The sequence below is a fragment of the Microbacterium sp. Kw_RZR3 genome, assembly GCF_029222405.1.
Taxonomy (GTDB): Bacteria; Actinomycetota; Actinomycetes; order Actinomycetales; family Microbacteriaceae; genus Microbacterium.
The window spans coordinates 1-9,617 of sequence record NZ_JARHXC010000303.1 but is presented as its reverse complement, the minus strand read 5'-3'; the positions used below and the strand labels follow the sequence as shown (position 1 = coordinate 9,617).

General features: G+C 70.1%; 9 protein-coding genes. 1 reads left to right on the top strand and 8 read right to left on the bottom strand.

Annotation, left to right across the window (positions count from 1 at the left end; genetic code table 11):
* Positions 1-44: 44 nt before the first annotated feature.
* From P2P98_RS16890 to purS, 8 genes are all read right to left on the bottom strand, one after another.
* Positions 45-974 (bottom strand): NAD(P)-dependent oxidoreductase, encoded by a 930-nt coding sequence (locus P2P98_RS16890; RefSeq protein ID WP_275801422.1) that lies wholly within the window; start codon positions 972-974, stop codon positions 45-47.
* Positions 971-2,443: an NAD(P)/FAD-dependent oxidoreductase gene (locus P2P98_RS16885; protein WP_275801421.1), complete on the bottom strand. Its 1,473-nt coding sequence runs from the start codon at positions 2,441-2,443 to the stop codon at positions 971-973. The genes P2P98_RS16890 and P2P98_RS16885 overlap by 4 nt, the downstream gene beginning before the upstream one ends.
* Entirely contained in the window at positions 2,440-2,928 is a 489-nt protein-coding gene (locus tag P2P98_RS16880) for an ureidoglycolate lyase (RefSeq protein ID WP_275801420.1), read from the bottom strand. Before P2P98_RS16880 ends, P2P98_RS16885 begins: the two co-directional genes overlap by 4 nt.
* Before the next feature lie 63 nt (positions 2,929-2,991).
* Positions 2,992-3,720, bottom strand: coding sequence for a GntR family transcriptional regulator (locus tag P2P98_RS16875; RefSeq protein ID WP_275801419.1), 729 nt, complete (start codon positions 3,718-3,720; stop codon positions 2,992-2,994).
* 28 nt (positions 3,721-3,748) lie between these two features.
* The gene (locus tag P2P98_RS16870; protein WP_275801417.1) at positions 3,749-5,191 is read right to left on the bottom strand and encodes a helix-turn-helix transcriptional regulator; all 1,443 of its coding nucleotides are present in this window, start codon (positions 5,189-5,191) and stop codon (positions 3,749-3,751) included.
* A gap of 250 nt (positions 5,192-5,441) precedes the next feature.
* Positions 5,442-6,872: a helix-turn-helix transcriptional regulator gene (locus tag P2P98_RS16865; RefSeq protein ID WP_275801416.1), complete on the bottom strand. Its 1,431-nt coding sequence runs from the start codon at positions 6,870-6,872 to the stop codon at positions 5,442-5,444.
* Positions 6,873-7,056: 184 nt separating this feature from the next.
* Positions 7,057-7,764: a phosphoribosylformylglycinamidine synthase subunit PurQ gene (gene purQ / locus P2P98_RS16860; RefSeq protein ID WP_275801414.1), complete on the bottom strand. Its 708-nt coding sequence runs from the start codon at positions 7,762-7,764 to the stop codon at positions 7,057-7,059.
* Positions 7,761-8,009: a phosphoribosylformylglycinamidine synthase subunit PurS gene (gene purS / locus P2P98_RS16855; protein ID WP_022878640.1), complete on the bottom strand. Its 249-nt coding sequence runs from the start codon at positions 8,007-8,009 to the stop codon at positions 7,761-7,763. The genes purQ and purS overlap by 4 nt, the downstream gene beginning before the upstream one ends.
* A gap of 323 nt (positions 8,010-8,332) precedes the next feature.
* On the opposite strand from purS, the gene P2P98_RS16850 reads away from it, so the two are divergent.
* Entirely contained in the window at positions 8,333-9,610 is a 1,278-nt protein-coding gene (locus tag P2P98_RS16850; protein WP_275801412.1) for an extracellular solute-binding protein, read from the top strand.
* Positions 9,611-9,617: the final 7 nt, after the last annotated feature.

The following is a 9,617-nucleotide window of genomic DNA, read 5'->3' as shown; positions in this document are numbered from 1 at the left end:
TGGACGTGCGGGGGCGGCGCGCGCCGGCGCCGCGGGGCGGGGCGTCAGCCGCCGAGGACCACGTTCAGCGGCTCCTCGCCGGCGCGGAGGCGGTCGATCTGCCGACGCACGAGGCGAGCGATGCGGGGGCGCATGGCATCCGTCGCTCCTCCCACGTGCGGGACGACGAGGGCGCCCTCGAGGCTCCACAGCGGGTGCCCCGCGGGCAGCGGCTCGGGGTCGGTCACGTCGAGCGCCGCCCGGATCCGGCCGCGTCGCACGTGGTCGACGAGAGCGTCGGTGTCGACGAGCGGGCCGCGTCCGACGTTGACCACGAGCGCGCCGTCGGGGAGTGCCGATAGCGCCGCGTCGTCGATGATGTGCCGGGTCGCGTCGCCGCCGGGGAGCGACGCGATGAGGATGTCGGTGTCGGCAAGCACCTCGGCCAACTCACCGAGGGGGAAGACCTCGACCTCGTCCTGCAGGCGCCCGTGCGAGGCGACCGCGCGCAGCTCGAGCTCGAACGGCTTCAGACGTGCGGCGATCGCGCGACCGACGCCCCCGAAACCGAGGAGCGTCACACGACGGTCGGCGAGACCCGGTGCGCCTCCGCCGATCCACTCGCCGCGGTCCTGCGCGCGCACGAACTCGGGAAGGCGACGCTGCGCGGCCAGGGCGAGCGCGACGGCGAGCTCTGCCGTCGCGGTCTCGTGCACCGACGACGCGTTCGCGAACACGAGCCCCTCGGGCAGGCGTCCTTCGACGTTGTCGTAGCCGATCGACTGGCTCTGGACGAGCCCGACCTCGACGCTCGACAGGGCCTCGACGACCCCGTCCATCGACATGTACGGCGGCACCACCATGTCGAAACGCTCGCGCGGGGCGGCATCCTTCATGTCCCAGATCACCACCTCGACGCCGTCGGGGAGCTCGCCGAGGTCATCGCGGAGCTGGGCGGTGGGCACGGACACGGTGAGGGGGGTCGCGGTCGTCATCCCGAGAACGCTACCGCCGGCGTCTCGCCCGTGGAGGCGGGTTGCGCGCGTCGGCCGACGTGAACGCCCACGGGCACGTCGTAGGCGAGGTACTCGGCCAGCAGTTCGTCGGAGCGCTGCGCGAACAGACGCCGCGAGAGCGCGGCGGCGAGCTTCGTCGCCCCGCCCACGAGACCCGGGATCTGATGGCTCAGCATCCCCTGGCTGATCCGCGCGCCGTGGTTGAACAGGTGGATCCGCGACAGCGCTTCCCCTCCGCGGCGGTCCACGAGGCCGAAGTCGTCGTCGAGGTAGGGGAACGCGGCGAGCCCCGGGTTCTGCGCCGCGGCCTCGGGGCTGAGGCGATCGCTCCAGAGGGTGGCATCCGCGGCCACCGCTGAGAGCTCCGGGCGTCGAGCCAGGTCGGCCACGATCCCCGTCGCGGCGAAGACGACGTCATAACGATGGATGCCATGCGGCGTCGTCACGACGATGTCGCTGCCGTCCCACTCGACGCTCTGCCACGGCGAAGCGGTGAGGAATCGGAAGCCGTCGAAGGCGTGCGCGCGCCAGATCGCGTTCTGCGTCGCGGGCTGGTCGACGGCCGAGAGGTGGACGTTGAACGCCCACTTCTGCTCGTCGGTGAACGAACCGTAGTTCTCGATGAGGCCGGCGAACTCCATCCAGCGGTACGGGCTGACCTGCGGCATGGCGGGGCGTCGCATGTGCACGTCGACGGAGGCCGCGCCGTGCTCGAGGGCGGTCGCGGCGTTGTCGAACGCGCCCGTGCCCGCGCCCAGGATGCCGATCCGTAGGCCGGCGAGAGCCGCGAAGTCGATGTCGTCGTGCGTGTGGTGCACGCGCTCGGACGGGATGCCACCGAGGAGCGCCGGGACATGACGTCCGCCCGCCCCCTCGATGCCGGTCGCGAGCACGACGTGGCGGGCCAGCAGCACCCAGGAGCCGTCGGGTCCGTCGAGGTGCATGCGCAGCGGACCGTCGGGCTCGGTCGGGCGGATCGCGCCGACGCGGGTGGACCCGACTACCTCGATGCCCGAAACGACTCGGTACCACTGCAAGAAGCCCTGCCACGCGACCGTGGGGAAGAACGTGATGGCGTCCCACGCGTCTTCGCCGTAGACGGCTTCGAACCAGGCGCGAGGGCTCACCGCGGGAACATCCCAGGTCGGCCAGGCGATGTCCTTGGGGGTGCGCAGCGTGTGCATGCGCGCGTAGGTCGTCCACGGACCGGTGGCGTCGACCGGGGCGGCGTCGATCACGACGACGTCGTCGATCCCGCGCCGCCGGAGTCCGCGCGCGAGCACGAGCCCGGCTTGGCCGGCGCCGACGATGACGACCGGGTGCTCGCCGTCGCTCTCGCCGACCCACGCCCGCTCGTCGCCGGCGCTCAGTCGCTCCTGGTGCGCCGCTTCGCGCTCGAGGGCGGCCAGGCGGGCGGCTGCGTCGGGGCGCGGTTCGAGCGTGTTCACTCGACGACGACCCGCACGCCGTACGCGTCGTCGAGTCGGAAGTTGTGGTGGTCGGTGACGTTGGTGTCGTCGAGTTCGAGGTTGACGAAGTCCATGCTGGGCTCGTCGAAGAACGGGCCCGCGTGCCACGTGCCCTTGAGCATCGTGATCGCGGTGCGCGGCGGGATGCGGAACGCGCGCAGGTCGTCGAGCGTCGGCTCGTCGATGCCCTTGGGTGCGACGGCGATCGTCCACTCGACGTCGCCGACCGCCATGAGCGTCTGGGTCGTCTCGAGGTGACGCGTGACGCGCACGAACTCGGGCTTCTTGTCGTCGAGTGACATCAGGTAGAAGCGCGGGATGCCACCCGAGACGTCGAGCACGGCCTCCTCGGACGTGAAGGGCGTGCCGTCGGCCATCGGCGTGAGGATGACGCCGAACGGGGCGAAGTTCTCGGCGGTGACGGTCTCGGCGGCGAGTGCGTGGGGGGTGAGGGTCTCGGGCATGCCACGAAGCTATACCTGTCAGACAAGTTTTGTCCCATCTTGTCTGACACGTTTACGACCTCGTTACGACCCCGAAACGCCCCGATCGTGCCGTACTCGACGGATCAAGGCGTTGCGCAGTCCCGCCGGCGCCGCGACCTGCACTTCGCGCGACCAGTACCCGACCGTGTCGCCCGTGCCGTAGCCGCAGTACGTCATCTCGACCACCGGCACGCCGGGCTCGGTCGACAGCAGCTCCGCGCGCGCGGCATCGAGCGCGACCGCGTCGACCCAGAGCGTCTCCCACGCGACATGGATGCCATTGGCCTCCTCGGCCAGCTCGAACACGGGTCGGTGCGGGTCGAGGTCGATGTCGCGAGCAAGAGGCACGAGGTCTTCCGCGAGGGCGTAGGACGTTCCGTCGACGCTCCAGACCTTCACCGTTCGGAAGACGCGCGTGCCGTCGGGCAGGTCGTCGTAGCGGTGCGGGTCGCCGGGCAGAAGAACCCGGACCTCGGATGCCACGACCTCGAGCCGCGGCTCGTACCCGGCCGAGCGGATCGAGAGCGAATGGTCGAACTGCTCGTCGATCCGACGACCCACGTGCGGGAGTCGACGATTCGGCGTGGTGCGGGTGCCCTGCGTGCGGTGCACGTATCCGCGCTCCTCGAGCCGGACGAGCGCCTCGCGAACGGACGCGCGGCTCGCGCCGGTCAGCTCCGCGAGCCGCGGCTCGGACGGAAGCGTCTCGAGGTCGCCGCTCCACAGAGCCAGGATCCGGTCGATGACGGCATCCTGATCGGTCGTTGCCATGGGCTCCTCGTTCGTGTCGAGCGGCGGCTCACGTCGGGGAACCCCGCAGGATCCCGACGGCCTCTTCGCGGCTGGACACCCCCAGCTTGCCGTAGATCGAGCGGACCTGAGACTTCACGGTATTCGTCGACACGCTTCGGACGCGCGCGATCTCGGCCAGGCTCAGGCTCGAGGTGAGGAGGTGCGCGAGTTCGCGCTCCGTGGCCGTGAGAGCGGAGAGGGCGTCGACCGAGGGAGAGGAGGCGGCGACGCGCGGCAGCATCTGTCGCGTCGCGGTGACGGCGGGAGCCAGGTCGGGTGTATGGGAGGCCACCAGGTCGAGGAGGCGGTCGGTGTCGGAGAGCGGGATCATGAGGAACGGCGTGAGCGACCCACCCGTTCGCTGGATCAGCAATACGGCTGCCTCCATGCTCTGCACCGCGCGCTTCTCGTTCCCCAGACGCAGGAAGGCGACCGCCCGCCGAGTGAGCAGCGGGGTGAGCGTGCGTAGGCAGTGTTCGTCGTGCAGGGCCACGCAGGCGTTGGTGATGTCGATGAGTTCGCGCTCGCGTCCCATTTGCAGCAGGACGCCCGCTCGTTGCATCGGGAAGCAGACCGCGTGTCCCGGGTGGGTCACGGCGTGCGAGATCACGGCGAGGGCCTCTTCGAACTCACCGAGGGAAGCGAGCATGTCCGCGTAAACCCCGAGGAGGATCTCGCGTGTGATGCGAAAGCTGCGCGATCGACCGGAACCGTGCAGCAGCTCGCGGCATTGCGACAGGCCCGCGGTGGCACCTCGATCGATGAGCGTGGTGCTGACGCGGACCATTCCGGCGCTGAACGCCCAATACGGGTTATCGGGCTGCGCGCGCTCGAGTTCGTCGGCTATCTCTCTCATCCGCTCGACGTCGGCACGGCTGACCGCGACGAGTACTTCGCCGAGCAAGAGGCAGTGCGAGACGTCGGCGGCACCCCACCTCTCTGCGCCGAAGATCGCCCACGCTTCGTGGATGGCTCGTCTGGCCGCGGGGTATTCGGCATTCAACCCCAAGCACAAAGCCTGTGCACTGAGCGCGCGATATCTCTGCCCCGGCGTCTCCGCGAACAACAACGCCTCAGCCGCGTAATGCCCGCCGAGCTGCGGCCACCCCGCGGCGGCGCAGTACTCCGCCACGCTCGCGAAGAGCCCTGACCTGACCGGTCCCGAGAGGGCTGCGGGCCGCGTGAGTCGGCCGGTGTCGAAGTAGCGTGAGACGAGGTCGAGCCCCTCGCCGAGGGCGTCGTGGCGCGCGCGGGCGACGAGCACGGCCGAGAGCATCATTGCCCGGGCGTCGGTCCACAGCAGCGGAGGGGGTCCGGGCTCCGCCTCGGCGAGCAGCGCCAGGTGGCGCGCGAGCGGTTGGCCGTGCCCGGGCTCGAGGCGCAGGACGGTGTGCGCGGCGGCCGCCCGCAACGCGGTGCCGGGATCGGTCGAGCTTTCGGGGTCGCTCATGAGGCCCTCCAGAGGCGAACACGGGCGCGTGGACACAGCGTGCGCGACGGCTATACGGAAAAGCGCCTCTGTGGGCGGCGGTCGGGCGCGGTTTCGGGTCCGCGGGCGATCGTCGGAACCGCTGCCCCCGTGAGCGGTCCATTTGCGAGGATACGCCTCAGTGTCGGGCACGGGCGCACTTCACGGCACTGTCACGGCGGGATCTGGGGTGAGCGTGATCGATCGACGCGGGTCGATGCGACGGGTGGCCTCAGTCCGAGTGGACGTCGAGGATGTCCACCGCCTCCTCGCGGCTCGACACCCCGAGCTTGCTGTAGATCGATCGCATCTGAGACTTGACGGTGTTCACCGACACCCCGCGCGCGCGAGCGATTTCCGCGGTGGTCTGATCCGTCCGCAGGAGGGCCGCGAGCTCCCGCTCCGCCGGGCTGAGCGGCGACAGGGCGGGAGACATCGACTGGCGTGCAGCCAGCGCCGGGAGGGCGGCGCGCATCGCGGTGATGGTCTCGGCGAGGTCGTCGCGCTCTTCGGCGACGAGGTCGAGCAGTCGCGCCGCGTCGGCGCTCGGGATCATCAGGAACGGCATAAGCGATCCGCCCGTCCGTGCGATGAGCACGATGGCCGACTCCATGCTCTGCGTAGCGCGACGAAGGTGGCCCAGGCGAAGGAAGGCGACGGCGCGGCGGGTGAGGAGAGGAGTGAGGGTGCGCAGGCAGTGCTCGTCGTGCATCGCGACGCAGGCGTTCGTCGATTCGATGACCTCGCGCTCCCTTCCCGTGAGCAGGAGCGTCGCCGCCCGCTGCATCGGGAAGCACACGGCGTGCCCGGGCTGGGTGACCCCCGTCGAGAGCACGGCCAGCGCTTCGTCGAACTCGCCGTGCAGGGCGAGCATGTCGGCGTGCATCCCGAGCAGGAGGTCGCGCTGCAACCGTGGACTCCTGGCGCGATCGGAGGCGTGGAGCAGTCGGCGACTCTCGGCGAGGCCCGCCGCGAGGTCCCGATCGAAGAAGTGCGCGGCGACGCGCATGACCGCCGCACCGAAGTTCCAGTAGGGCTGGTCGGACGGCGTCCTCTGCAGCGCGTCGGCCAGTTCGCGGAGACGTCCGACGTCGGCGCGGGTGAGAGCGAGCATCGCCTCTCCGAGGCACAGACAGTGCGAGAGGTCGTCGTCGTGCCAGTCGTGCGCCGCGAACAGGGCGTGGGCCTGCTCGATTGCCTCCGCGGCGGCGATGTACTCCGCGTTGAGGGCGAGAGCGAGCGCGTGCACGCTGTGGGCCCGGTACCGCTGCGCATCCGTCTCGGCGAACAGCAGCGATTCGGCCGCATACCGTGCCGCGATCTGCGGCCACCCGGCGGCGGAGCAGTACTCGCTCACGCTCGCGTACAGACGCGAGCGCGCGCTGGTCGACATCGAAGCCGGCCGTGTCAGGCGTCCGTCCTCGAAGTAGCGTTGCGGTAGGGCCAGGCCGTCCGCGAGGGCGTCGCGCCGCGCGCGGGCGGCAAGGATGCTGGCGAGGACGCCGGCGCGCGCGTCGGTCCAGACGGGCGGCGCAGGCCCCGGATCGACCTCGGCGAGAAGGGTCAGGTGGCGGGCGATCGGCTGACCGTGTCCGGGCTCGAGGCGCAGGAGGGTCTGCGCCGACGCCGCGCGAAGCGCATCGCCACCTTCGGGCACGTCCACGATCGGCACATCCTCTCTCCGCCCGGGCGCGCGGGGAAAGGCGTCGGGCTCCCCATCCACGGGCTCGATGGGGAGGTCGGGAAGCGCGAAATCAGGACGCGGGTATGGAGAACGATAGTGGCGCGGGTGAGATTTCGCATGATCCACCGGCGCAGCGGCCGGTCCTGCGGTAATGCGGGTGCGGCTAGGCGGCGGCGGAGACCACGGCCGAGATCGCCGAGGTGAAGAAGCCCAGCCCGTCGACGCCGGAGCGCATGGCGGCAGACGTGCCCGGGCCGAAGCCCGGCTCGACCGCGTGCTCGGGGTGCGGCATCAGGCCGACCACGTTGCCGCGCTCGTTCGTCAGGCCGGCGATGTCATCGAGCGATCCGTTGGGGTTCACGCCGAGGTACCGGAAGGCGACGAGGCCCTCGCCGTTCACGCGCGCCAGGGTCTCGGCATCCGCGATGTAGCCGCCGTCGGCGTTCTTGAGGGGGATGACGATCTCTTCGCCCTCGGTGAAGTCGCTCGTCCACGCGGTCGAGGCGTTCTCGACGCGCAGGCGCTGGTCGCGGCGGATGAACTGCTGGTGGGCGTTGCGGATGAGACCGCCCGGGAGCAGGTGGGCCTCGACGAGCATCTGGAAGCCGTTGCAGATACCGAGCACGGGCATGCCCTTGCTCGCGGCGTCTTTGACCTCGGCCATGATCGGCGCGAACGCGGCGATCGCGCCGGCGCGCAGGTAGTCGCCGTAGCTGAACCCACCGGGCAGGACGAGGGCGTCGACGCCCTTCAGGTCGTGCTCGCCGTGCCACAGGGCGACGGGTTCGGCGCCCGCGAGACGGATCGCGCGCTGGGCGTCGCGATCGTCGAGCGAGCCGGGGAAGGTGATGACCCCGATGCGGGCGGTCACTCCACGACCTCGATGTTGACGACGTCTTCGATGACGGCGTTCGAGAGCATCTCGTCGGCGAGCTCGCGAGCGCGAGCGAGCGTGGCCTCGTCGACCTCGCCCTCGACGGTGAGCTCGAAGCGCTTGCCGATGCGGACGTCGGAGAAGCGGTTCTCACCCAGACGCGACAGGGCGCCGGCGACGGCCTTCCCCTGGGGGTCGAGAAGCTCGGCCTTGGGCATGACGTCAACGACGATGGTGGGCACAGCAGCTCCAGAAGTCGGTGGGGTTGTGCCCCCATTCTACGCAGGGCGCCCCGGCTGCCGCGGTCGCGGACGGGGTCTCGGCGATCTGGCCGCGAGACAGCATCTCGCCGACATCTCCATTGCAGGCTGCAGTGGGTTTGTCAGCGCGATGAAGTCTCGCGAGGCTCCTTGCGGGATAGCGCGGCGCGTAACGATGTGGGAGCGCTCCCTTGACGTCGTGGGAGCGATCCCATACTCTCGACGAAATCGATGAGAGCGCTCCCACACGTGAGGCCGGGGGCTGATCACTCCGTCGGTTCGCATCCACCACAAAGGAGTGTCCTGTGAAATCACGCGCCCTGCGCCGCGTCGCCCTGACGGCGGCCGTCGCCTCCACCTCCGCCCTCGTGCTGGCCGGTTGCTCCGGCGGCGGGGGTGCTGCCGCCGGCAGCAGCGACGAGGAGATCACCCTCACCGTCGCGACCTTCAACGACTTCGGCTACACCGACGAGCTGCTGAACGCGTACACCGCCGAGCACCCGAACGTGAAGATCGTGCACAACCGCGCGGCCAAGTCAAACGACGCCCGCGCCAACTACTTCCAGAAGCTCGGCAAGACCGGCCTGGCCGACATCGAGGCGATCGAGGTCGACTGGCTGCCCGAGGTCATGAAGTACTCCGACCTGCTGGCACCGGTGCCCGATGACCTGAAGAGCCGCTGGCTCGACTGGAAGGTCAAGGCCGCCACCGACACCTCCGGCAACCTCGTCGGCTACGGCACCGACATCGGTCCCGAGGCCGTCTGCTACCGCTCCGACCTGTTCGAGGCGGCCGGGCTCCCGTCCGACCCCGCCGAGGTCGCGGCCGCGCTCAAGGGCGACTGGTCGACCTACTTCGCGATGGGCGACAAGTACGTCGCCGCGACCGGCAAGCCCTTCTTCGACTCCGCCGGCAGCGTCTACCAGGGCATGATCAACCAGGTCGAGGCGGCCTACGAGAACCCCGACTCGGGCGAGATCACCGCCACGACCAACCCCGAGGTCAAGAAGATCTACAACCAGACCCTCGAGGCCAGCAAGACGCAGTCGGCGCACTTCGAGCAGTGGTCGACCGACTGGTACGCGGGCATGGCGAACGGCGCGTTCGCGACCCTCATGTGCCCCGGCTGGATGCTGACGCAGATCGAGGGCAACGCCCCCGAGGTCTCGGGCTGGAAGATCGCGGACGTCTTCCCCAACGGCGGCGGCAACTGGGGCGGGTCGTACCTGACGGTCCCCGCCAACGGCGCGCACGTGGCCGAGGCGCAGGCCCTCGCCGACTGGCTGACCTCTCCCGAGCAGCAGGTGAAGTTCTTCGAGCAGGCGGGCACCTTCCCGAGCCAGGTCGACGCGCTGAAGTCGCCCGAGCTCCTCGGAGCGAAGAACGCCTACTTCGGCGACGCGCCGATCGGTGAGATCTTCACCAACCGCGCGAACGCGGTGTCGGTGACCCCGTTCAAGGGCCAGTACTACTTCCAGGTGAACGACGCGATGCAGAAGGCGCTGACCCGCGTCGAGAGCAACACGCAGGACGCCCAGACCTCGTGGGACCAGTGGGTCTCGCAGGTGGACGCCATCGGCTGACGTCGGA

Excerpts from the sequence above, each read along its gene's own strand:
- P2P98_RS16890 (WP_275801422.1), bottom strand. The coding sequence starts at position 974 with ATGACGACCGCGACCCCCCTCACCGTGTCCGTGCCCACCGCCCAGCTC.
- P2P98_RS16880 (WP_275801420.1), bottom strand. The coding sequence starts at position 2,928 with ATGCCCGAGACCCTCACCCCCCACGCACTCGCCGCCGAGACCGTCACC.
- P2P98_RS16875 (WP_275801419.1), bottom strand. The coding sequence starts at position 3,720 with ATGGCAACGACCGATCAGGATGCCGTCATCGACCGGATCCTGGCTCTG.
- P2P98_RS16870 (WP_275801417.1), bottom strand. The coding sequence starts at position 5,191 with ATGAGCGACCCCGAAAGCTCGACCGATCCCGGCACCGCGTTGCGGGCG.